The organism is Halococcus sediminicola (assembly GCF_000755245.1).
Taxonomy (GTDB): Archaea; Halobacteriota; Halobacteria; order Halobacteriales; family Halococcaceae; genus Halococcus; species Halococcus sediminicola.
In genome coordinates this window covers 63,348-86,509 of sequence record NZ_BBMP01000006.1, presented here as the reverse complement: position 1 = coordinate 86,509, position 23,162 = coordinate 63,348, and the positions used below count along the sequence as shown (strand labels likewise).

Sequence of the window (23,162 nt, the reverse complement as noted above, 5' to 3'; positions counted from 1 at the left end):
TCAGTTCGTAAAAATCACAGTATAAAGCCGCGAAAAAGAGGAACATGAGCGGTGAGAAGCCGTGGCCCAAGTTTCATAAATGGAAGAAGAGACTGATTAGGACTGCTCGACAGGCCGCTCGAAGATGAGCCGCTGCGTGTGGCCATTGTTCGTGATACGCTCGACGAGTTGCCAGCCGTTTGCGGCATACTCATTTAGCACCTTATCGGGCGACTGTTTCGACTTCCGAACACCGGTCTGCCATGCAACGCTTGCATATTCATAGCGCTGCTCATGTTCTCCAGCGAGCGGGTCGAATGCAGGTTTATCCTCGTCTTCGTTGTTGTCGCTACTGAGTAGTCCCATATCATAGTACTACGTGACTGTTTGTAATAAACATAGCCAGTACTAACATGAAAGAGACCTCCCATGAACTCGTAGCTTCTATTGAGGAGAATGACATGAGTATATAAAAGACATGACGAACCATGACAGACTATTCCCGAACAGCAACCTTCGTGGGGATGTTACGGCTCTCCGAGGCAAGTATAGTTGGGTTCGATGCCATTACACTTGTTATAGTTCTTTGACTGGTGTGGACTGCTCTCGATTTTGATACGAGAGGTAGGGGGGGGGGGGATTTCTTTGTGAGCGGGTAGTATGAGTGTTGGTAATGGATATAAGTAGCAGTAATATTCAGTGGGATTGGAATAGTGAAGGGTGATTGAGACGATAGGGGTGAATCAGTAGGAGGTCTAATGACTGAGTGGTCCGGGATTTCTGCTCTGATTACGAGCGAGATATGCGAAGTACCCCTCGCTCACACATCGGTCGTAGGCCAGATGCCACTACAAGAGGGTTGAACCACCAGATATTTTTTGTGCTGATTAAATCCTAATAGTATGGTGACAAACGATCAACTGCAACTCCTTGCTTCAGCAGCGCAAGCGATCTTTGCACTTGGACTCCTGATTGCAACTGTCGTATATACCTATTATACCCATCGTCAAAGTGAAGCTACCAGTAATCAGATTGATGCGATGAAGGCGCAGACAAGCTCAATGTCTAAGCCATACTTGAAGCCGACTATTGAGCACCCCAATTTCGCCGAATACTTTTTCGCTATCCAAAACACTGGCAACGGTGCTGCCCACAATGTGAGCGCCGAATGGATGCTCAGTAACGAAGACAAGAAGCGAACATGGAATATTCCACTGATACCACCCGGAGAAAAACACCGATTCATAATCACGACGGAAGATGATGTTCCTATGTCGGGAATTAATAGACTTGAAGAAGTTCTTCCAGATGACGGATGGGTGCTCAATTTCGAGGCAAACTGTGCGGATATATTTGACATAAACCATAATTTCAATGAGAGTATAGACATTGAGGAGTCGATTTGGGGGAGAGGCAAGGACTCGTATGAGTGGGTAGAAGAATCGTACGAGGAAAAAATCACAGAAGAAATCTCCTCAATGAGCGACGATATTAGCGATATCGAAGGTGTTGCCACAAGCATTCGTCGTCAACTACCTGCCATTCTTGATTCATATCAGAGAAAGCAATATCTGAACCGCATAGAGCGCTTTGGAAATCTTTCTGTTGACCAATTATCGAGACTTTCAAATAAAAAACCAGCCATGATCCGCATCGAAATGGATATACTGTCGGATTGTGGCATAGTCGATTTCGACAAAGATTCTGATACCATCAAGCTTCGAGACGAACAGCGAGAGTCTGAGTAGATCGAGTGGCGAACGGAGGGGAAGGAAGTCGAGTAACCTACCCCACCCATTACCGTAGTACTATTATCCGGTAGAGAATCGGAGTTAGAAGCGTTCTACTTCTATTTCTCCGATTTGATTCTCGGCGGTGATTTGTTCTGTTCCGTACTCCTCCATGAGTTCGGTAGTAGCCATCTCCCAGTCGTGTTCGCCGGGGAGTGCGAGATCCTGTATCTCTTCGCTGGTTTCGTAGTGGGTCCACCTACCTGCTCCATGCTTGGTAACGTATCCAGCCTCGATTAGGATGCTGATAGCCCACCGGACTCGGCGTTGAACAGAGCTTTTCTTTGCATCGTCCCACTTCACCCAGCAACTATCAACGATATCGGTCGTCGTTATCTCTCCCTCGCTGTACTTGAGCGCGTTCTTGACTTGTCGGAGGGTTTCGACACTCACCGACGGTCTGTCCTTCTTACTGGGGTTCTCGACGTTCTCCATCGTATCTGTGTGCAATCCCCTAAGAAGTTGCTTATCGATTGGGAACGGGATAGTGGTCTTGACGATTGTCCGGGTGAGATATTCCGGGGTAGTATCCTCCCACTGTCGAAGGTTCCAGAGGATATTCATGATCGCCTGTTCTTCAAAGCGGTAGTACAGCAGAGAGCGCACAGCAGCCATATCCTGCTGATATTCCGTATCGTATTGGGTAAAGACTCCATCGCCGAGTGTGCGCCTCAATCGCTCAGAGACGTGGCACACCTCTTCTAATGGCATACCCAGTTCGTTCTCGATTTGCCATGCGTCATCCACCTCTTCGACCGGGAAGGGGGCAACATCGATATCAGCCCCTCCGAAGTGATTTGGACAGGGACAGTAGTTGGTGGGGAGGATACCAGAGCCGAACAGCGTTTCCGTGTTCGGCCGCTTCATTCCCTCCCCGAGCATTCCCTTGAGGTGTTTGCTGGTTTCCTCTTCATGGAATCCTTGAGGTGGGGCATACTCCTCGAAGTCGGCCATGATTTGGTCGTATCCATAGCCAGCAGCTATCCCAGCAATCGCGGTGAGTTTGTTTATCTCGTGTCTCCCCCCTTCACTGGGTGGGTTCTGTCGGGCCATGAGACTAAGCTGGTAGCACTTCGGACGTTCATTGGGTATCTCCCTCTCATCGTACTGTCGCGCTTTGATGGGCGCTCTCTCGTCGTTTGTGACGCTCTCTGTATCGTTCCTCCACTCCCGAAAGTCCTGAGCTACTTCATCGATAAGCTCCTGCCCCTCATTGATTTCAAGCGGTGTTCCGACGATGTGGTTGCCTGATATAGCCATGAAGCGTCCTCCATCGTACACCTCGATTTGAGCATCGGGGAAGTCCGGGTGCTCTGGTAGGGGCATAATGATCAGCGAGAGATCGTCGGGAAGCCTCCCGATAACGAGTAAGTGAACTCCACTCATCGAAACCGAAACGTCGGCGTAACTGTTCGCTCTCCGAATGAAGTCGAGAACGTATGGGTGGATTTCTTTCGTATCCGGGTTTCGAGCGTTGTCGAAGTCGAGTAGGGTGAATGGGTCCGGGTTTGAGTTGTAGGGCCTATCCTCGCTCTGAATTACGAACCCAAACCCGTCGAGATTATCGACGTTCTCACCGTGCCATTGGGCTTTCTCGAAGTCAGTCCACATTCGTGGATCGGACCATGAATGCCGAACTTCATTGGGAACGCCATTGTAGTAGGCTGCTGGTTGTTTTTTGTCCCCGTTATACTTCCAGCCGGTAAACTGATTCCACCGTGCCAGCGTGTGCGGGGAGGTTCCTGAGTTGATTTCAGGGGTATCGTCTATCGTCGCGCTGCTATACTGTCCGCTCGTAGATAGTGAGTTTTCCATCTGTTACAAATAACGTATGCAGATGGGACATGAATCTAACCGAAAGGTTAATATCCTTCGGCAGCGTAGAGTTAGCTGGTTGACCCATATCCCAACCTGCAACACTGCAATATTCCGCCTTCACGGTGCGTCCAACACCTAAAGTCGCTCTGTGCGTTTTCCCTCACCATCAAGAAAAGAAATGAGAGAGCCGTCTGTGTGATCTGCTCGACTACATAGGATAGACACGTCTCTGACTCTGCCGCCGCTAACCAAGTTCTGAGCCATCGACCCATTAGCGTGTAGATAGGTTCTACAAATATATAAATCTGTACCCTCCCAGAGGAGGTGTATCTATATACCGAGTAGAATTGCGGTTCAATCCGGATTCTACTCAAAGCCCTGTCGTCACAGTCCATCGTAGGGTCGCGTAGGAGGCCACAGTTCGTCCCGTATGAGGTGCGGATGTTCTTTGAGTGGTAAGGGATGCATTGGGGGTGAAACGGCGTAGCGGGCTTCTGAGGGTGGGGAGTGTGGTTCACCGACTCCCGAACTGTTGGTAGGACTGTTTCACATCGTCCTCAATCAATTGAAGGTAGCGCATCGTCATATCGAGTTCTGCGTGGCCGAGGTGTTTCTGAACGGTACGAACGTCGATACCAGATTTTAGACTCTCGACCGCGTGGCCGTGCCTCAGAGCGTGAGATGTGATCTTTTTCCGTTCGTTTCCGGCCATATCCACGTACATCGTCTCTTGGATACCAGCGTTCTCGGCGGCTTGTTTGACAACCTTGTTCACTCTCGCGCTTTCGAGCTTCGGGGCATGGATCGACAGGAACAGATATTGCGATTCGCCCGCTTTCGAATACGAATCTCGGTATCCCCCGTTTATCCACTGCTGTAGCAACATATCGAGGGAGGGTTGGTAGTACACTGTTCGATTTTCATGGGTTTTCTCCGCCCGAATCTTGATGCTCCGATCGTCCCTGTCGATGTCACTGAGTTCTATCGAGGCGAGTTCGCCCTCTCGTAACCCCGTCTGAAACGCGAGTTTGATTAGGAGTTCGTTCCTGAGTCGTGGGTTCGCCACATTCTCGGCAAGCTGTTCGGCTTGTTCGGTCGTAACGTAGGAGATTTTATCCCGTGTTATTTCCGACTTTTTCGTGCCGCTCATGAATCGGTTGTAGTCTTTCCGATCCATGCTCTCAAACGGCGACTCTTCGATTAGCTCCCGCTTTTGGGAGAGATATCGGTAGAACGCGCTCAGTGAGTTGTATCGGCTTTTGATCGTTTTCGCAGCGTATCCATCGTCCGCCCGCTCGAAAAAGAATGGCTCAATGTCGAGTGGCCGAGCATGAATAATATCGTCGCCGTTGTTCTCTCTCCACCACTGCTCAAAGTCTTTGAGGTCTGTGCGTCGGTTTTTCCATGTTTGTTCTGCATTGATACCTTTTTCTCGCCGTAGGAATGCCTCAACCGACGGAGAGGGTTCGTACTGGGTGATCGCTGGACTCATCGGTTCTCCTCGTAGTGAGCTTCATCGAGGTAGTATCGAGTCACACCGTCATCGTACACAACACCCTTCTCGACCATGCTCATGTCTCTCTCAAGCAAATCGAGCGCACGTAGGGCCTGATAGTCGTCTATGCCCATATTCTCGGCGACGGCTTCGGGTGTTCCTTCATGTACCTTGTTCTGGTCGTCAGGGAGTCCGAACCCATGAGACAGTCGTGGATTACCTTGCTCATCGACCACCAAATCACGTTCTGGCAACACCTCGAAGATATCAGACGCGAGTTCCCTGATCTCCCCACTCGGCTCAGCCAGCCTGTCGTCTATCCGTTCTACACTCTCGGCGAGTCCATCGATCTTTGCCCGGAGTTGTCGATTCTCTTCGCGGAGTTCGGCGAGTTGTTCGCTTGCACCGTCGCCGAGTCCATCGCTCCCCTGAGTCATGTTGCTACTTCCTATCTCACGTTCGACGGCGAACCGAATGAGTTGGGAAAGTGAGTCATGTTCGGGCGAGTCGTCGGCGTATACTTTCCATCGTTCTCTCTGTCCGTCGTCAACTTGTAGATTGACTAATACACGGTTGCTGTTTGCCATTGTGCTTTCCCTCAAGTCGGACAAACGGGGCCGGTTATAATGAGTGTTTCTTTAGTCAGGAACTTACAATGGCGGGCTGTTCGACGAGGAGAGTCACGAATTCCTCGCCGCAAACGAGGTGTCGGATCGCCATCTCGCGGAGGTGATCTATCGACTCTCGACGACCGAGACCGACGAGGGCCACGTCGCCGCGGACTACGCCGACCTCGATACGCGCCATCTGGGGACGATCTACGAGGGACTGCTCGAACACGAATTTGCTGTCGCGCCCGAAGCGCAGGCCGCCGTCGCGGGCGATGGGGGACAGGTCTGGAAGCCCGCAGACGAGGTGAGTGTGGCCGAGGCCGTCGAGACGGTCGAACAGGGTGAACTCTACGTGGTGAACGACGACGGCGAGCGCAAGGCCACGGGGGCGTACTACACGCCCGACTACGTGGTGACGTACATCGTCGAGGAGACCGTCGGGCCGCTGCTTTCAGACATCGAGGCGGAGCTTTCGGGACTGGAGCCGGGCACCGAGGAGTACGTGGTCGCCTTCTGGGAGCGCGTGACCGACCTCAAGATTCTGGACCCGGCGATGGGTAGCGGGCACTTCCTGACGAAGGCGACGGCCTATCTCACGAACGCGTTGATGGAGGAGGTGCGGGAGGTCGACGAGAACGTCGAGGCGTTCGACGACGAGGACGACAGCGACATTCGGCGGCGGATCTCGCGCGAGTGCATCTATGGCGTGGACGTGAACGGCATGGCCACCGAGTTGGCCAAACTCTCGATGTGGCTCGAAACGCTCGCGGCGGACCAACCGCTCGCCTTCCTCGACCACCACCTCAAGGCGGGCAATTCCCTGGTCGGGTCGGACATCACCGAGGTGCTCTCGAACGACGACGGCGACGAACTCACGAGCGAGAACGAGGAGAACGGGACCGTGCAATCGACGTTCGACTACTTCGAGCAGGTGCGACGACGGGCGCTCGACCACGTGATGAATCGGATGAGCGAGTTGCTCGCCATCGACAACGAAACCCTCGACGAGATCCACTCGATGAAGGCGATCTACGCCGAGATGCGCGAGGACCCGCTCTACGAGCACCTGCAGGCGATGGCGACGGTCCACACAGCCAGTGAATTCGGTCTCGACGTGCCCGAGGACGCCATCGAGCGCATGGCCCGCGCCATCGAGGACGACGAGGAGTGGGCCGCCCTCGAAGCAACCGACTGGTTCCGTGCGGCCCGCGCGATGGCCGACGAGGAGGGCTTTTTCCACTGGGAACTCGAATTCCCCGCGGTCTTCTTCGACATGGACGGCGACCGACTGGCGAGTGCGGGCTTCGATGCCGTTGTCGGCAATCCGCCGTATGTCCAAGCCAAATCAACTATGAAGAAGTATCTGAAACAAGGTTTTTCATCTACACAATTCAAAATAGACCTATTTCATGCGTTCATAGAGCAAGCAATCAATCGTCTGCGAAATGATGGAGAGTTTGGGTATATCATTCCGAAGCAATGGTTGACACTTGAGAATACATCTCTACTTCGAAAGTATGTGATTGAGAACGGTTTGCCACGGTCTATCGTAGATTTCGACAATCGTGTTTTTAACGGTGCCACCGTTGACACGATTATCATGTTACTGACAAAGGATAAAACGCGAGGTGAGATGTCGATTCTATCTGCTCATAATGTCGGCGACTCAATCATCGGAATAACCGAGAGGAGAACCGGAAAACGAGACGATCTTGTTGACGATGACGATTATAGAATTGAAATACGCCAATCATCCGATGAAATAGCGCTAATTGAGAAGATCAATTCCATCTCAGTTCGATTTGGCTCTGTCTCCGACGTCTCCATCGGCATTCAGGCTTACGGACAAAGTGATCATACAAATGAACAAATTGAGAATCGTGTTTTTCATTCCAACGAAAAGAGAACAGAAAATCACCTACCGTTAGCGACCGGAACCGATATCTCACGCTATTCAGTAAATTTGAATGGCAATAATTATGTTGACTATGGAAATCATCTACACCGACCTAGAGAGTCGAAATATTTCAAGGGAGAGCGAGTAGTCCTCCGTGAAATAACTGATTCGGGAAAGTACAGAATACACGCAGCCTATACAGATAGAGACTTTGTTGGATACAAGACTACACTGAGTATCGTATCTGTGTCGGAGTATAGCAACCAATTCTTGACAGCTATTCTCAATTCTTCACTTCTGTCTTGGTACTTCATCAGAACATCCAACAAAATCATCGCGGATTCATTTCCTAGAATCTCACTTGACGATGTAGAAGAGCTACCCCTTCCAGAAATTAACTTCAAGGATTCAGAGCACACTGCTCCGAGTTCTTTCGAAGAAATTCTATATGATCTAATCCATATTGAAAATGGTCTCGAATTGCCAGATGAACTTTGTGAGCGCACAAAATACACACACGATTTTGTTAATGAACTATGTAATCAAAGAATGGCTGATTCGGAAAAGAGACGGGGTCTCAACCTCGATCTCCTCGATTACCTCGGCACGTACGCGGATGGTCCGCCCCTGGGGGAGCGCTATCAGCCGGCGAGCGGCCTTCACGAGTCGGTGCTGACCGACACCCAAGCCGACAGCGAGTTCGCAACACTCCGGGTGACGGCGGCGCGAATCGAGCGCGATGGCGACCACCTGCGGGTGCTGGCGGTTCCGTATGTGAAGCCCGAAAATCCCGACGAGTACGAGACGAATAGTCGGGGATACGCCACACTCGACCCCGTGCCGGCGATGGAGTTCGTCGGGTTGAGTGAGGCCGAGGCCGCGCTCGTCGAGGCGTTCGTGCCCCACGCGGTCGCGGAGGCCGGTGGCTTCGCGGGCTATCGGGACAACGCCACCGCGACGATCTCGCCGCTCGACAGGCTGGAGAGTCTGACCCTGCCGAAACTCGCCGACGTCGAGGGTGGCATCGAGCGCTACGTGGATGCCAGCGAGCGCGCCGCGGAACTTGACGCGAAAATCGAGCGCACCGACGAGTTGATCGACCAAATCGTCTACGAGCTGTACGGATTGACCGACGAGGAAATCGAGATCGTGGAGGATGCGGTCGGGGAGTAGGCGGGTGCGATGCGAGTGGTGTAGTCGCGGGTGGACCCGACGATTCGATTTCGGTTTCGACCCGATGGACGAGATCGAGGAACCTCGCTTCGAGGATCGACGGGCGTCTGACCCGGGCGATTGGCAGGCCGGTATGGATTCGGGTCGATTGTACCCTCACACAGCGATCCCGAGAGTGGCGTCCCGTCCGGTGGAACGACCGAAAATGACTACGAGAACATACGTCGATAGGAATGAACTGCGTCGCTCAGGCGGTGATGTCGTCGGCGGCGAACGCTTCGCGCAGGCTTTCCTCGTCCTCGGCCGAGAGGTTCGTCCGGAGCACGGTCGGGTTGTACGATTCGATCTCGTCGATGACGCGGTCGGTCTGTGCCTCGACCACGAGCAAGAAGAGCGCGGAGTGGCCCGGCTCGATGGTGTCGCCGACCTCCTCGATGAAGTCGTCGTCCACCCCGATGTCGGCGAACCGACCCGAGAGCGCACCGGTGACCGCGCCGACGGCCATCCCGAGGATGGGCGCGAAGAAGATGAGTCCGATCAGCAGCCCCCAGAAACTCCCGCCGAGCGCGCCCGCGCCGACGAGGCTCTGGGCCTGTTTGACCTTCGGCTTGCCGTCGCCCTTCCGGACGACGACCGCCGCGTCACTCAGCGTGATGAGTCCCTGTTTCTGGAGGTCGTTCAACTTGTCCCTGACGTTCAATGCGCCGTCTTCGGTGTCGAATGCGAGTACGATCAGTTCGTTCATGCTGTTCGACGGTTCACACGAACGCTACCGACATAACTGTATCTGTGCTTTCATATATGCACATACATATGTAACTGTAGATCAGGTTATATTTCTGCGCCGCCGGAGTACAGGCAATGAGCCAGCAACTTCCCGAAGAGTGGTTTATCAAGGACGCGCGGACGAACGCCGCCATCGCGTGGCTGTTCGTGGCCGTCCTCGCGCTGACTGCCGTCGGCAACCTCCTCGCCGGCGAACCCGTGACGGCGGTCGGTGCGGGCGTCGCGGTCGCGGTCGCCGTCGTTCCGGCGTGGGTCGCGGGGTCGTGGACGCGGACGATTCCGTGGCCGCTGCTCGCGCTCACCGTGGCCCCGTTCGCGCTGAACGCCGCGGGACTCGTGCTCGTCGCCGGCTTCGTGCGAAGCATCGCCGTCGCCACGCTCGCGCTGCTCGTGGTGGTCGCACTCCAGTTGACCACGACGGTCCGTATGACGCCCGGTTTCGCGGTCTGGTTTGCGGTCATCACCACGCTCGGCGTCGCCGGCATCTGGGCGTTCGGCTCGTGGGCTGCGGCGACCTATCTCGGTGGGACGGTGTTTTTCACGACGAACACGGAACTGATGCTGTTTTTCGCCCGCACACTCGTCGCCGGACTCGTCGCCGCCGGCGTGTTCGCGTGGTATTTCCGGCGGCGACTGCGCGAGAACGCGACCCAACGACCCACGGGAGAGCTCGCGTGAGACTCCGTCGTCGTCTCGGTATCTCGCCCACTCGACAGGCGCAGTTGGCACGACTGATGCAGTTGGTGCTGGTGGGGATCGTCCTCGTCGGGGCGCTTTCGGGCAACGCCGGTCTCGTCGTCAACGCGGGCGTCGGACTCGCGGTCACGTTCCTGCCCGCGGTGCTCGAACGCCGCTACACGCTCACGATGGACGCCGGCATCGTGCTCTGGATCACGACCGCGATGTTCCTCCACGCCGTGGGCACGGTCCCGCTGCCGTTTTTCGACTTCGCGAGCGCCTACAGCTCGCTCTGGTGGTACGATCACGTCACGCACGCGCTGTCGTCCTCGCTGGTCGCGGGCGTGGCCTACGCGACGACGCGCGCGCTCGAAGAGCACACCGAGTACGTCGCCATGCCGCCGGCGTTCACGTTCGTCTACCTCCTCCTGTTCATCGTCTCCTTCGGCGTCGTCTGGGAACTTCTGGAGTTCTCCATCGGCGCGGCGTCGCGGGCGTTCGGCACTGCGGAGGTCCTCACCCAGTACGGTCTCGAGGACACCATGCTCGACCTCTTCTACGATATCGCCGGTGGCGTCCTCGTCGCGATCTTCGCGACGGCACATCTCACAGACATCTCGGACCAGTTGGCCGCACGGCTCGACGCCAGACTGACACGGTAGCTTGACGAGCCGCGTCGAGTTCCGCCGTCCTCGAACCGGAAAGTGACTGTTCGGCCCTCCGTTCGGGGAAAGTACAAATATCCGTAAATTCAGGAAACTAGTGGAACATCTAGATTATCCATGACGACGTGCTGGTTCGCATGGTCCACGTATCGAGGGCAGTCGCGTCGACCGTCGACCGCTGGCGACGCGGGAGTCCGTCGTGAGTTTCCTCACGGTTCTCCCCTTGGTGCTCGTGATGATCTCCGGCCCACAGATCCTGAGCGCCATCTTCCTCGCCACGAGCGAGGGGTGGCAGCGCAATTCTACCGCCTTCGTGCTGGGCGCGGCGCTCTCGATCTCCCTCGTGGTCGCCGCTGCGTTCTTCCTCGGGGGTGGTGCTATCGGCCAGGGCTTTTCGGGGGACACAGTCCACTTCGTCATCCTCGTGCTCCTTCTGATCGCCATGGTCCGCACGTTCTTGAAGCGCGAGCAGTCCGAACCCCCGAAGTGGATGGGGAAACTCCAGGCGGCCACGCCGCGATTCTCGCTCCGACTCGGCTTCCTGCTGCTTGGATTCTTCCCGACCGACGTCATCACGTCCGTCACCGTCGGTTCTTATCTCGCCGCCCACGACTCCCCGCTGACGGACGCGATCCCGTTCGTCCTCGTCACGCTGCTGTTGCTGGCACTCCCCTCACTCGCCGTAGTAGCGCTCGGAGAGCGTGCGGAGGTCGCCCTCCCGAAGATCCGGGACTGGATGAACACGAACTCCTGGATCGTCAGCGAGGTGGTCCTCCTCCTGTTCGTCGCCATCACCCTGAACGGTCTCCTGGGGTAGGCCGAACGGCTGGCGGCGTATCGATGGGGCGGCATCCTCGTTTACAGTCGGTGTTCGAGGTCCCGTGCTTCGGCGAGGATCGGCTTCCGATCGAAATACAGCAGTTCCGTGGCGACGACCGCAACCGAAATGCCAACCACGGCGACGAAGACGTCGGGTTCGGTCGTGACGAGATTGTAGAGTAGCCCGGCGATGGTGGCGATCGCCCCCAGAAAGCCGATCGCGGGAATCAGTGCCGACACGATGGAGGTGCGTTCGAAGAATGCGAGCAGGCTGAACCCGCCGAAGATGGTGATGAACGACAGCGACGCGAACGAACTGATTCCGTCGAGACCGCCGAAACCGCTCAGCAGCGCCGTCAGTACGCCGAGAACGAGCAGCGGACGGATCGGTTCGTCCTCGTTACGACCGCGGAGTTGGCTCGGGAGCAGGTCGTCCGCGACGAGCATTCGCGACAGTCGGGACGCGCTGAACAGCGTCGCGTTGAGCGCACTCCCGGTCGAGAACAGCGCCGCGATCGAGATCAACGCGAAGCCGAACTGGCCGAGGAACGGCTCGGCGGCAACCGCGAGCGCGGTCTCTGCGTTCCGTTGGATGACCGCCGTACTCACGAGGTTCGTCGTCACGACGGCGACGACCACGTAGAGCGCGGTCGCGAACACGATCGAGCCGTAGATCGCCTTCGAGATCGTCCGTTGGGGGTTCTCGATGTTCTCCTGATCGAACAGGAGAAGCTCCCAGCCCTCGAACGCGACGAAGCCGATGCTGGCGGCCAGCAATGTACTCACCTGCAGGTCCGCGAAACCGGACGCGATCAGTCCTCGCTGGAACCCGTAGTAGAGCCCGCCGAAACCGAAGACGAGCAAGATGAGCACTTTGAGACCGACCAGCACGTTTTCGGTGCGCCCCGACGCGTGGGCCCCGCCGAGATTGAGACCGACGAACACGACGATGACGAGCAGCGTGATGAGCGGTTGGAGCGGAAGACCCGCGACCGCGTCCGCACCGATCAGTTCGGCGAAGTAGCCACCGAACGAATAGGCGTACAGTGACATCGTGCCGACGTACCCGGCGATGAACGTCCAGCCGGTCATGCCCGCGAGCGTCGTGCTCCCGGTGAACTGCTCGATGTAGGCGATCGGATTCAACTGCTCTTCCGTTTGCGCGTTGAGCCGGAGCGCCGAGTAGCCGGCACAGATGGCCACGACGCCCGACGCGACGAACGCCATCCACGTAGCGGTACCAGCCTCGGCCGCCACGACTCCGAGGACGGCGAAGATCCCACCGCCGACCATTCCACCGATAGCCATCGAGAGTGCCTCGCTGAGTGTGATCCGATCGGACGCCATACTATATCAATGCTCACGACTGTGTCGACATATAGTGTGTTCGGCGGAATCGTTTGCCGACCGACACTACCGGCGAGTATGACAGGGGCCGTTCGACGGGACTCGTCGCTGTGTGGCGTTGGCGAGCGGGACGTGGCTCCGCCGAACGAAGGTTTTTGTCGGCGGCCACGATAGCCAACGCATGGAAAAGGTCACCATCGACGACGTTCCCGTCGTCAACAATCCCTTGGGAGTGCACTCGGTGCGCAAGCCGGTCTCGCGCGACCTCGGCACCACCGACTTCGCCATGAACTACTTCGAACTCGAACCCGGCGACTCCTTTTCGGGTGGGCTGCACGCCCACCACGACCAGGAGGAGGTTTTTTACATCGAGGAGGGCACGGCGACGTTCGAAGTGGGCCGCGAGCGCGAGGAGCACGAGGTGGCGGCGGGCGAGGTCATCCGCTTTTCGCCTGGCGAGTTCCAGATGGGCAAGAACACGAGCGACGAGCGCGTGGTCGGCTTCGCCCTCGGCGCGCCGAAGGCCCGCCACGACTTCGAGGAGATGGAGTCGCTCGTCCACTGCCGCGAGTGCGACGCCGAAACCGTCCATGACCTCGACCTCACCGAGCAGGGAGCCTTCGCGTTCGCCTGCACCGAGTGTGGCAACGAGTTCACCATCGGCTGAGTAGAGGTATGCTTTTTCGACTGGGCCGACAACGGACCGCTGGCCGATGACGAGTCGCGGTCCCGAGTCGGACTCGACACCCGGTGATGACGATCCCTATGAGTACCGAGGCCATACCTTTGGCACCAAGCGCCATCAGAGAATTGGACGATTGCTAGGCTAGTAAACCTTGTGTCGAGCGGATTTAAACATTCAATGCAAACTGGTCTAACCTGCGGACCCCATTAGTCTTCGAACAGCAAACTGCTGGCCAGTTTCTCACGCTGCTTCCGCAGCTTACGCAACTCCCGATTCAGTTCTTTCACGTCCTGAAACGCTTCCTTCCGTTCACGGCGCAGTTCCTCGTGGAGTTCTTGTTTCCGGTCACGCATCTCACCATCTGGCTCGATACCAGCATTGACCTTCTGGATCAATTCGTTCTGCCGTACAAGCTGGCTCTGGAGATCGCGTTCGTTCTCCTCATGAATGGTCTCCCGGCGCTCCAACTCCTGTTTGACCTCCTCGATCTGGTCCGTGATACGATCCCGTCTATCCGCGATTTCGTCATCGACATCGATATCCAGCAGGTTGTTGACCAGGGTTTCGTCGCTGATACGGACCGACTCATGGTAATGATCAGGCATAGGATTGTGTGCGTTTTCGGCGTTGAAATACGCATACGGCACTCTACGGCTGGTAGGACAGTACCACAGAACAGATGTCTGTGATTGGTAGTATTCTTGGATCAGACGCACACTGTTCAGCGAAAGGCATTAGTCTGCCACCTATTACTCTCCCACATGCCCATCTTCAAACAATATAAACACGACTCTGGATACTACATCCGTGCATGGACGCCCGAAACCGGAAATATTAACTACAAAATCAAGCGAGAGGGTGATCCAATCGTTGAGGGGTACGGACTCAGCCATGAGGACGAGATCTCCTGGGATGTCATCAAATCACTGAAGTTGCTGAGGTTAATCTACACCGACGGTTCAGGAATTCTTGAGGTGGGTGACTTCGAGCCAGATCCGAACCAACTCGAAGAAACATCACTCACAGAACCACAGGCTAAGGAACTTCTCGCCACAATTCAGGAACATCACGACCTTAGCCAAAATCAGCTTGAAACGATCTGCTCCATTCTCGGTATCGAAGCTCCGCAATATGGTATTGACCGATTAGGCGATAATCTCAAGGAAAAAGTCAATTCTCTTGTTTCAGAACAGCGAATACCTATTGGCATTACTTTGGAAGAGCCCACTGCTAGTGAATTGGTAGTTTCAACATCCACACGACGACTTCAAGGAGATAATGATAATTCGATAGGTGCTCGTGTAATTCTTGCGTCATTTCCAGAAAACAGCGCAGGACAGCCGACCCATGCTAATTTTGCTGGCCACACTATCACTGTATCCCCAGATAATGGTATTTGTGGTTGGGAGATGGGGTTTACCGGTGAGAAGTCGTGGGAATCAAAGTCTGAGATGATCCTCCAAATGGGGAATCTAGTTTCAGTTGCAGTAGAGACATTGAATGAAGTCGGTATTGATCCCGGCGATCCAGAAGGGTCATTCGACCCGGATTTGCGAGATTTTGCTGATATGTCCTTTTGATACCGTTCTGCAGGTAGCGAGAAATGCCCACGGAGCCAAATGGACGACTCGCGTGGGCTCATGCGGCGAGCTTCTCCCAAAGATCGCGTTTGAGTATGCGGAACTGTCGTTTTTATAGTCAGGTGGTCAGTTCGATTCTCGCATCAGTGGGTGGGTCCTGTTCGGATAGTTGCTACAGCCCCATGCCTCGATCTGATCCGTGGATGAGTTGGTGATGGTTTCTTCCTTCATGCAGATCGTGTAACCAGTAGTGCCTGGGCGGAACACTTCCAGCAAAGTTTCGTTGCCAGAGTCGTACCGGGCGGTGATGTGAGCCTCCCCCGGTTTGATGGCAGTGTACCCAGTACTTGGGCTACCCGAAGCGCCACCGATGTATCCGAAGATCAATCCAACCACCAATCCCATCGCCAAACTGAGCAAGACATACTCCGGAACTTCCCAGTTGAACCGCGATCTCTCTGTTAGATTAGTTATCATTGTATCGCAGTGCGTAACTTAGACTTTTGAAGATGTTCTAAAACGGACGGAGATAATTCCACATTCAGACAGCTATTTACCGGAGAACTTCGACGCGCTTATCCCTCGTGATACGCTTTCACACACTATGGCAGCAAATACCGCTGCTGCGACGTTGCCCGCCACGGCCAACGACATCATGGCCTCGGTCGATGATAACGGCACCAGGAAGGAATTCATCATTGCCGATATTTCCCGTGACAACTCTTGGCTCTCAATACCGCTTACAGAGGCGGCACCCCTTCCAAACTGGCAATAAATGATTCTCAGCGGATTGCGGTCGGAGAATTGAGGGCAGCGTTCTTTCGCCACGCGCCGATGCACGTGAGGACGATACAGACGGTGAGTGCTCCGATAACCAACGGCACCACGTCGGCAATTTGTAGTACGGCTCCTGCGATCATTGACGTCGTTATTTCCTTTGTCATATTTACTATTTGTTGTCGTACGAGCTCCAGAGCAGTACACTCCGAGCCGCTTTCAGGCCCTCAGTAGGAGTCGAACCTACGATTCCTGGTTTACTGTTTCACTCGTACGACGAACTATTCTCGCTCATACGTAGGAGCCGAAACAACTTAAATCTTCCTACTGGAACGATTGAAAACTAGTCTACGGCTATCTCTGTACAGAATCTTCTAGGTCACTCAGTCGATTTTTAAGACGATTGAGTTCACCCTTCTGACCAATATCTCCTTCATCAACAGCGTGTGCTAGTCGTCTATCGTCGTGAGCACCATAGAGATACAGCTCCGTTTTATTTTCGTCATTTACGATAGTGTGAAGGCTGGAGGTGGGAACACTGAACGCAGTGGCGGTGCTGTTCACAGATTCATCCGTTAGGACGACTCGTTCGACCGCTTGCTGCATAGCAAGATAGTCCTCCGACTTGATTTGAAGATAGCCATCATCGTTTGTCGTGAAGCCGTAGGGCGGTCTACCCACCCATTTTCCTTCGTCAATTGCCTTGTTGACGCCGGATTGCACACGCTCTCTGATCATTTCGCGCTCGAACTCCATCATCCAGGCCATCAGCTGGTTGATCATGTTATCGAAGATGTCGTTGCCGGGCCTGATTCCGGGGAACATGTCGTTGACTGTGTCGAGTTCGACGCCTTCCTCTGTACAGAGATCTATGAACTGTGAGACGAAGCTGAGTTTTCTCCCGATTCTGGAGATCTCCCAGCATACTACCCTATCGACTTCCCCGGCTTCGATATCTTCGATCAGTCTCTGGATATCATCTCGGTTTGGTTTGGACCCGGAGCCGATATCGGCATAGATTTCGTGCTCACCTTCGACTTCTTTCTGACACTCTTCCAGCTGGCGATCATTTGACTGCTTGGTAGTAGAAACTCGGACATAAATAGCGGTCAAACCCATGCTTCTGAATGCCACAAGTTTACTTATAAAGAACAGGGGTTCTCGAAGGTTGTCCGAAAACAGTTGTTTCTCGATGATCCATTTCGGAAGTTCCGGGTTCTGCAAGATCGAGTTCACAGAGTTACTAAGTAGTCCGGGCGAAAATCCGGGTTAAGGATATGGTCGGACCAAATGAAACTTTCCTCGAAATACCGTGTGAACTCGAACTCGGGGAAGGCGATGACCCGTATACAGGTCGGATTATCCTATCTGAGGGCGGAAATCTACGAATTGAGTTCGAAGAAGGAGTCGTACATCCGTTTACAGATATTTACAGCTCTTGGGCCTCGGTTGAGGGTGTCGACAAAAGAGGATACGACGTCCATATGGAAAGGGTAAGAGCTGGAGATATCCACGATTGCTCGCTGCTCTCAATCAATGGTGACACGGTTTCTCTGACTCAAGATCCGGATCATGCTCCGGACAAACAGATCGAGGTTGTAGTCGAATTTGATGTTGTATGCTTTCAACCAGAGATACCGCCAAGGAATGAAGTCGACACCGAAACGCGGAATATGTTTCAACAAATCTCTAACCAGAACAATTCTGATGTTGACATCCCTAAAGAAATCGAAATCCGGTATACCGAATCTGATGAGAGAGCCATATATGGAGTCCCGCTTACAGATACGAAAGAAAGAACAGAAGCAATCGAAGAGCATCGTCGACCAGTCCGGACCGGGAAAATCCGTGTTAAGCAGCGGATTCATGGCGATCTCGCTCATCAGGTTGAAATGGCGAAAGAATCAGTTCATAAGGTTCTCGAAATATCTCAGCTGATCCAAGAGACAGCACCTCGGTTAATCCGAGCAAAGATTATCTCTATGGACGGAATCTCAGTTGATGATCTCGATGTTCATTATGAACTGCTGAAAACAGGGAGTACGGCGAATGTCGGCGGACGATTTAGCTCATTTCCAGATCATGTACTCCGGGGTGATTTTCCAGAGTATGTCAAACAAGCCTATGAGAACTATACTCCTCGTGTACGCGATGATCTTCGGGTCCGTCAGGTACTCGGGTACTATATCGATGCAAGAGATCCGGACCGGCCAGTTGAGGGTAAGATGTTGAGCACATGTAGTGCAATCGAGTTACTTGCGCTCAAGCACGCACAGGAGGATGAGGTGTCTACATCAACTGGGCCGAAAATAGAGCATTTGGTTGATAAGCTTGATGTAGAGACGGAGGATTTAGCTTCGCAGGTTGTTCCAGACGTGGATGAATTGGATACACCGGCATATTTCTGGAGTCCTGGAAGGAACTACGTTTCTCATGGTGATCCTCATGTGTCTACAGGTGAATTGATTGAGATGCAAGAAGTGACTCTTGTCCTGCTGAAGCGGATTCTACGAAATCAGCTTCTTGGTTCTGAGAATGATTCGTTCGACCGGTTCTATTCAATGAGAGCAAGGCCTCGTATCAAGTTTGGAGATGACTCCGATAACGGATAGGGTATCCTCCTCGATTACCCATGCCCATGAGGCCAAGATCCGGTCCGAAACAAGACCAATATCGAAGTGAGAGCTGAAATCACCGATCAAAACACATCCTCGACCGAATCCCATCGCAGTCAAGATGAATCCGAGGGAGCCGATCACCGACACCACCCCACATCCGGAACAGCAGTAGTTTAGAAAATCAGTTCTGCAGGGCTCGCGCGTGTACGCGCGTAAAAGGCCGCGTGAGGGGGAGTCGAAATAGCACTATATTAGCGTGCGTGTGAGGGCCGAAACTCATTCACGGCGGGGATCAATACTGCCATCTCCTTGTTCACGGTGAACCGGGCAGTAACCTGTTTCATGATCTGTGAGTGAGCCACATCGCTCACCAGTCTTGTTCTCACCACGGCATCTGATACGCTTGTAATCCGGCGTATCATCCTCAGCATCCTCTTCCTGGTACTTCTCCCAGTCATCAATCAGCTTCCCGCGCTCGATCTGCTTCTCAGGGTTGTCCAGGTCGAACTCGAAGTGGGCGAAGTACTTGTCGTCAAAGCTCCACGGCGAATCCTGCGGTATATCGCGCATCCCACGCACGCGGAACCAGTCTTGGTGATTCTTGTAGTCATTCCAACTCTCAAATACAGTTAATTTGTCAATCATTCCTTCGCGCTTCTTCCCATCCGCTCGTATCACTACATCAGACTGCACACGCAGAATCTTCGCCACATCCGTATCGTGCTCGTGACCGATGATAATCAGGCGTGTAGAGCCACCCTCGGACTTACGTAGGGCATTGATCGCTCGTCCGAACTGGTCCTTGACATCGCTGCCGCCAGTCCACTCGTTCGCAACGGTTGAGAACTCGTCGCCGATAATCACCTTTTCACCGTCTTCCTTCGCAAACTCAAGGAACTCGGACATCGTCTCACCGAACCGGACGGCCTCATGTTCGTCAGGCCCCTTGATGTTGGTCATAATCTTGAGATCGCCGTCGAACTCGTCGTGCAGCTGCTTTACCAGGTCGACGGCTTTCGTGGATTTTCCACTGCCCTTCGGACCTTTGATCAGGATCTGGTGGGCGGCAGGTTTGATCGCGTTCACAAGGCGTTCGTACCCAGTGGCTTCCACGCGCTGCGAGTTCACGCCCGTGCCGTGCGCCATCACGCTGATATTCCCGTTTTTCACTGCTTTGCTGACTTTCTTCGAGACAGCTTTCTCCAGTTCTTCTTCGTAGCGGTCGGTTTCCTCTGCCTCGGGTACAGACTGCTTGAACGAGAGCAACCAGTTGATATCCTGTTGGTCGAGCAGGCCAGCTTCTTTCAGTGCAGGTATATCGCCGCGCAGCAGGGCTTCACGGAACTCAGCGGCCACCCAGCGCTGATTATCACTCACCGCTCCTTGTCACCCTGCAGTTGGTCTATATCGATGTCTTTCATCTCGATACCGGGGTCTGCATTGTTGATGATATCTTGAAGCTTCTCCCTGTCTCCCTCCTCGCTCTTTTCTTTGAGTTCCTCGATGTCGTTTTCGATCTCTGCCAGCAGTTCGTCGGGGTTGTGGGCTTTGCGCTCGATTCCCTCTCGGACCAGGCTCTTGAAGTACCGGCCTTTGACGTTATCTTCGATGGCTTCGAACCGGGCAAACAGTTTCCAGCCGACGCGCACCCATTTGTTGTTCTCCCAGCGCTGAGCGTCTATCCGCTCCCGATCTCGTAGGAGTTCAACGTCAGGAGTTTCCGTAGGGTAGTTTCCGGTTGCGACCTTCTCGTCATGGTCGATGTCTCTGAACATGTAGACGTTCTTCGAGAGTTCGTTGGTCCACGTCTGCTCTTGCTGTTTCTTCTCGTACTGTTTCAGGAATTCGCCTTTCAATTGTTTGTAGACGCGGACTGCGTGTTTCGATGCGCCATCAAGTTCGACCATGAAGTCGACATCTGGTTCGTAGAATTTGTCAGCGAGCCATTTTGCTGTGAGATATGAGGGTGCTGCGCAGATGGCTGAGAGGATTGCGATGATCGCTGCCCAGCTGGGGATGCCGAGCGGTATCACAATCCACCGCATCAGGATTCCGATGGCGAATAGAACGACGAAGGCCCCTACCCAGTTCTTGTAGGCTATCGCCAGCCGAAGGATTTTGTCGGATCGTGTTTCTGCGTCTCGTTTGAGTTCTATCTGTTCTGTTTTCACTACTGGTTCTCACACTACCTGTACTGGTTTTTTCTTGAGGTTTCTCTTCCGTGCCCAGATAATTCCGATTGTGCCTGCGGCGATCTCGATTGGCATGATTATCATTGGTGCGTAGAGCATCCATCGGAAGATCTGTTCGAAGAGAGGTTTTTGAGGGTTTGAGGTGTATTTCATCTGTTTTCCGTTCGATATGGTGACGCCCAGTGAACCGGCTTCATTATTCAGATCCATCTGCACGGTTTTCTGCTCGTTAGGCGTCAGTCGTATTGTTTTGGTGGCGACGTCTCCGCTACCACTGTCGCCGATACTGTTCATGTCTACTATTGTTAGTGATGTCGGTATCTTGGATTCGAAGGTGAATGTGGCTCCGTTGCTGGTCCAGTTGGGCTGGTAGAGCAGGGTGCCGTCTCTCCATTCGAGTTCGACCGGGTTTCCTGCTGGTCCGGTCTGGTTCGTAGAATCAGGGGAAGACGGTGAGGCGGCAGAGGTTACAGAAACGGTGGAGATGAAGATGAGAAGGAGGTAGAAGGTTTTGACCGCATCCGTGTTCACAGGGTCGGTAACACCTCAAGTATTCCTTCAAGCATCTGCTGCGGAACTGAGAGCACAGCGTTCACTGCGTTGCTGATCCCTGTGGCGACTCCGTTCAGGAACTCGCCGAAGACCGGTACATTCGATAGGAAGCCGCCGGTCGGTCCGACAATACCGCCGAACCAGCCACCGCTGTAATCCTCTCCGTACACCTGCAGGCCCGTGATCCCTGAATCGGAGTCCAGCTTGACTTTGAGCCGGATTTTCTCGGTGTCGAGGCTGGAGAGGTCGACCGTGTTCGCTCCACTCACGAGGCTCTGTGTGATCGCTGTGGTTTCGTTACCGGTCAGGTTCTCGACGTCGAGCGTTCCGGTGCCGGACATGTGGACTGCGGCCAGATCGAACTGATCGCTGTTGATCTGCTGTGTCATGTAGGTTGCGTCCGTCCCGTCCTCTTTGACAGTCCCGTTTTCGACGGTGATGTTGGTGCTGTCGCTGCTCTGGATGCTGCTGAAGCTCTGTGTACTGGGTGCGTCGCGGAGTGTGATGCTGACGCCTGTGGTTGGGTCGGCTACCGTGAATGATTGTGTCTTGGTGTCTGTGGAGCCTTTGGCGTCGTAGGCGACGTATTTCGCTGTGTAGCTGCCGGGTTCTGCAGTTGCGATATCGTTGAGGTCGTAGATTCCGCTGCCGGATAGTTCGCGGTGGACCACTTCTTTGCCGTTCCGTGTTAGTGTGAAGTTGAGTCCGGCGAGGTTGGTGTCACTATCTGTTGCGTCAGCGGAGAAGCTGAGTGAGTCGTAGATCTTCGGTTCTTTTGGTGTCCTGCTCAGGTTGCCGAGTTCTGGGTCGTCGTTGTTGAGCGGGACGGCGATTGTCTCCTGTGTGGTGTCTGTTGCGCCTTTGGTGTCTGTGGCGGTGTAGGTTACTGTGTAGGTCTTGTTCTCCTTTGTGACGTTGAATGAGGCTTCGTACAGTCCGTTGTTCAGGGTCATCTCCACGTTGTTGAGAACTGTGTTCCCTGATTCGGTGACTGTCGCTGTCACTGTGTCCAGGTTCTGGTCTGGGTCGGAGACGTTGGCTTTCAGATATACTGTGTCGCTTTGCTGCGGGTTCTGAGGCTCATAGTCGGTATCTATAATCGAGGGTTTTGTGTTAGGAAGTTCAAACGTCAGCGCATGGAACGCAATGTAGCTGTCACTATGAGATCCGGAATAGCTGTAGGGCTTTTGTATGGATACTAAGTCGTAGCTTAGAGGGAATGAGCCGCTTGCTTCTCCCATGCCGCCACCGTTCTGAGTTATCGCATATTTTTTGCCAGATTTCAGAAGCACATCGAAGTATGCTTTATCTGACCCTGCAGTAGTTTCTGCTAATTTGGAGCCGAGAGTGTCATTGTTGTCATTGTAACTGTGAACTCGAATATTGTAGCCATTCTCAGATGCGTCAAAAAGATCGACCGATTTTAAGATAGCATCAGAGTTCATCTGAATGACCTGCCCCTCTGGATAGCCCTGTGATATTTGATGGGTGCTTTCCTGCTGGTCGGTTACGTTATTGTACGTATATGTTTCTGAAGCAAGTGCTGTTCCGGTGAAGGCCGCTACCAAACCGAGGACAAGGAAAGCTGCTGCAAAACGTTTGGCTCGCACCTCATGCCACACCTCCATCCCTCAAATCCGGGTTTTCAACGCCGCTTCTAACCGATCTAAAACTAGTTGACAACATGAAGAATAGTTTGA

General features: G+C 54.0%; 21 protein-coding genes and 1 pseudogene. 9 read left to right on the top strand and 13 right to left on the bottom strand.

The window, feature by feature from the left end:
* Nucleotides 1–96: 96 nt before the first annotated feature.
* Nucleotides 97–345 (bottom strand): DUF4177 domain-containing protein, encoded by a 249-nt coding sequence (locus ACP97_RS03345; RefSeq protein ID WP_049996429.1) that lies wholly within the window; start codon nt 343–345, stop codon nt 97–99.
* A 536-nt stretch (nt 346–881) separates the two neighbouring features.
* On the opposite strand from ACP97_RS03345, the gene ACP97_RS03340 reads away from it, so the two are divergent.
* Nucleotides 882–1,727, top strand: coding sequence for a hypothetical protein (locus tag ACP97_RS03340; RefSeq protein WP_049996428.1), 846 nt, complete (start codon nt 882–884; stop codon nt 1,725–1,727).
* Nucleotides 1,728–1,811: 84 nt separating this feature from the next.
* On the opposite strand, the gene ACP97_RS03335 is transcribed toward ACP97_RS03340, so the two are convergent.
* From ACP97_RS03335 to ACP97_RS18935, 3 genes are all read right to left on the bottom strand, one after another.
* On the bottom strand, nt 1,812–3,584 hold the full coding sequence (locus ACP97_RS03335) for a hypothetical protein (RefSeq protein ID WP_154019942.1): 1,773 nt from the start codon (nt 3,582–3,584) through the stop codon (nt 1,812–1,814).
* A 517-nt stretch (nt 3,585–4,101) separates the two neighbouring features.
* Entirely contained in the window at nt 4,102–5,079 is a 978-nt protein-coding gene (locus tag ACP97_RS03330; protein ID WP_049996426.1) for a tyrosine-type recombinase/integrase, read from the bottom strand.
* Nucleotides 5,076–5,684, bottom strand: a complete 609-nt coding sequence (locus ACP97_RS18935; protein ID WP_161782616.1) for a hypothetical protein — start codon at nt 5,682–5,684, stop codon at nt 5,076–5,078. Before ACP97_RS18935 ends, ACP97_RS03330 begins: the two co-directional genes overlap by 4 nt.
* 49 nt (nt 5,685–5,733) lie before the next feature.
* On the opposite strand from ACP97_RS18935, the pseudogene ACP97_RS20715 reads away from it, so the two are divergent.
* A pseudogene (locus ACP97_RS20715) lies at nt 5,734–8,763 on the top strand (Eco57I restriction-modification methylase domain-containing protein); the annotation flags it as partial.
* A gap of 247 nt (nt 8,764–9,010) precedes the next feature.
* Here ACP97_RS20715 and ACP97_RS03315 read toward each other — a convergent pair.
* On the bottom strand, nt 9,011–9,508 hold the full coding sequence (locus ACP97_RS03315) for a DUF1269 domain-containing protein (protein ID WP_049996423.1): 498 nt from the start codon (nt 9,506–9,508) through the stop codon (nt 9,011–9,013).
* A 116-nt stretch (nt 9,509–9,624) separates the two neighbouring features.
* Between ACP97_RS03315 and ACP97_RS03310 the strand changes: the two genes are divergently transcribed.
* From ACP97_RS03310 to ACP97_RS03300, 3 genes are all read left to right on the top strand, one after another.
* Nucleotides 9,625–10,227, top strand: a complete 603-nt coding sequence (locus ACP97_RS03310; protein ID WP_049996422.1) for a hypothetical protein — start codon at nt 9,625–9,627, stop codon at nt 10,225–10,227.
* Nucleotides 10,224–10,889, top strand: a complete 666-nt coding sequence (locus tag ACP97_RS03305; protein ID WP_079977538.1) for a hypothetical protein — start codon at nt 10,224–10,226, stop codon at nt 10,887–10,889. Before ACP97_RS03310 ends, ACP97_RS03305 begins: the two co-directional genes overlap by 4 nt.
* A gap of 202 nt (nt 10,890–11,091) precedes the next feature.
* Nucleotides 11,092–11,709 (top strand): GAP family protein, encoded by a 618-nt coding sequence (locus ACP97_RS03300; protein WP_049996420.1) that lies wholly within the window; start codon nt 11,092–11,094, stop codon nt 11,707–11,709.
* 41 nt (nt 11,710–11,750) lie between these two features.
* On the opposite strand, the gene ACP97_RS03295 is transcribed toward ACP97_RS03300, so the two are convergent.
* Nucleotides 11,751–13,058: an APC family permease gene (locus ACP97_RS03295; protein ID WP_049996419.1), complete on the bottom strand. Its 1,308-nt coding sequence runs from the start codon at nt 13,056–13,058 to the stop codon at nt 11,751–11,753.
* 181 nt (nt 13,059–13,239) lie between these two features.
* On the opposite strand from ACP97_RS03295, the gene ACP97_RS03290 reads away from it, so the two are divergent.
* Entirely contained in the window at nt 13,240–13,725 is a 486-nt protein-coding gene (locus ACP97_RS03290; protein ID WP_049996418.1) for a cupin domain-containing protein, read from the top strand.
* 224 nt (nt 13,726–13,949) lie between these two features.
* Here the strand turns inward: ACP97_RS03290 and ACP97_RS03285 are convergent, their stop codons facing one another.
* On the bottom strand, nt 13,950–14,348 hold the full coding sequence (locus tag ACP97_RS03285; RefSeq protein ID WP_049996417.1) for a hypothetical protein: 399 nt from the start codon (nt 14,346–14,348) through the stop codon (nt 13,950–13,952).
* Between the two features lie 156 nt (nt 14,349–14,504).
* On the opposite strand from ACP97_RS03285, the gene ACP97_RS03280 reads away from it, so the two are divergent.
* Nucleotides 14,505–15,323, top strand: coding sequence for a hypothetical protein (locus tag ACP97_RS03280; RefSeq protein ID WP_049996416.1), 819 nt, complete (start codon nt 14,505–14,507; stop codon nt 15,321–15,323).
* Nucleotides 15,324–15,927: 604 nt separating this feature from the next.
* Complete coding sequence (locus ACP97_RS20295) at nt 15,928–16,098, top strand: DUF7556 family protein (protein ID WP_202593545.1); 171 nt, start codon at nt 15,928–15,930, stop codon at nt 16,096–16,098.
* Nucleotides 16,099–16,105: 7 nt separating this feature from the next.
* On the opposite strand, the gene ACP97_RS19730 is transcribed toward ACP97_RS20295, so the two are convergent.
* Both ACP97_RS19730 and ACP97_RS03270 read right to left on the bottom strand, forming a co-directional pair.
* Nucleotides 16,106–16,243 carry a hypothetical protein gene (locus ACP97_RS19730; RefSeq protein WP_154019940.1) on the bottom strand — a complete coding sequence of 46 codons (138 nt, stop codon included), beginning with the start codon at nt 16,241–16,243 and terminating at the stop codon, nt 16,106–16,108.
* A 211-nt stretch (nt 16,244–16,454) separates the two neighbouring features.
* Complete coding sequence (locus ACP97_RS03270) at nt 16,455–17,336, bottom strand: recombinase family protein (protein WP_049996414.1); 882 nt, start codon at nt 17,334–17,336, stop codon at nt 16,455–16,457.
* Nucleotides 17,337–17,377: 41 nt separating this feature from the next.
* On the opposite strand from ACP97_RS03270, the gene ACP97_RS19725 reads away from it, so the two are divergent.
* Nucleotides 17,378–18,712 carry a hypothetical protein gene (locus tag ACP97_RS19725; RefSeq protein ID WP_154019939.1) on the top strand — a complete coding sequence of 445 codons (1,335 nt, stop codon included), beginning with the start codon at nt 17,378–17,380 and terminating at the stop codon, nt 18,710–18,712.
* 282 nt (nt 18,713–18,994) lie between these two features.
* Here ACP97_RS19725 and ACP97_RS03250 read toward each other — a convergent pair whose 3' ends face one another.
* Genes ACP97_RS03250 through ACP97_RS19720 form a run of 4 tightly spaced genes read right to left on the bottom strand, consistent with a single transcriptional unit; the run spans nt 18,995 to nt 23,030 of the window.
* Nucleotides 18,995–20,095: an ATP-binding protein gene (locus ACP97_RS03250; protein ID WP_049996410.1), complete on the bottom strand. Its 1,101-nt coding sequence runs from the start codon at nt 20,093–20,095 to the stop codon at nt 18,995–18,997.
* Complete coding sequence (locus tag ACP97_RS03245; protein ID WP_154019938.1) at nt 20,092–20,889, bottom strand: hypothetical protein; 798 nt, start codon at nt 20,887–20,889, stop codon at nt 20,092–20,094. Before ACP97_RS03245 ends, ACP97_RS03250 begins: the two co-directional genes overlap by 4 nt.
* Nucleotides 20,890–20,898: 9 nt before the next feature.
* Nucleotides 20,899–21,441 carry a hypothetical protein gene (locus ACP97_RS03240; protein WP_049996408.1) on the bottom strand — a complete coding sequence of 181 codons (543 nt, stop codon included), beginning with the start codon at nt 21,439–21,441 and terminating at the stop codon, nt 20,899–20,901.
* Nucleotides 21,438–23,030: a hypothetical protein gene (locus ACP97_RS19720; RefSeq protein ID WP_154019937.1), complete on the bottom strand. Its 1,593-nt coding sequence runs from the start codon at nt 23,028–23,030 to the stop codon at nt 21,438–21,440. Before ACP97_RS19720 ends, ACP97_RS03240 begins: the two co-directional genes overlap by 4 nt.
* Nucleotides 23,031–23,162: the final 132 nt, after the last annotated feature.